Genomic DNA, 493 nt, shown 5'->3' on the forward strand with positions numbered 1-493 from the left:
CTACTACTACAAGACCGACGTGGCCACGCTCATCGCGCAGCGGCTGGAGCCCACGCTGTCGCTGGCGGCCCTCACCATCGCAATCGCGGTGCTGGTGGCCGTGCCACTGGGCGTGCTGGCCGCCTGGCGCTTCGGCTCGCGGATCGCGCGGGTCACGCGGGCGTCGGTGCTGGAGACGCTGGGCGAGGACTACATCCGCACCGCCCGCGCCAAGGGCCTGCCGGAGAAGGCGGTGCTGATGCGCCACGCCCTGGCCAACGCGGCGGTGCCCATCGTCACCGTCATCGGCATCGGCATCGCGCTGCTGATCGGCGGTGTGGTGGTCACGGAATCGGTCTACGCCATCCCGGGCCTGGGGCGGCTGACGGTAGACGCGGTGCTGGCGCGCGACTTCCCCACCATCCAGGGCGTGATCCTGCTGTTCTCGGTGGTCTACGTGCTGGTGAACCTGGCGGTGGACCTGAGCTACGTGTTCTTCGACCCGCGCATCCGC

General features: G+C 70.0%; 1 protein-coding gene. It reads left to right on the forward strand.

Annotation, left to right across the window (positions count from 1 at the left end; all coding sequences use genetic code 11):
- Positions 1–493: ABC transporter permease (locus EOE65_RS17895; RefSeq protein WP_164847161.1), on the forward strand; the 493-nt coding region annotated here is incomplete at both ends.

This window comes from Neptunomonas marina, assembly GCF_004005935.1.
Classification (GTDB): domain Bacteria; phylum Pseudomonadota; class Gammaproteobacteria; order Pseudomonadales; family Balneatricaceae; genus Neptunomonas; species Neptunomonas marina.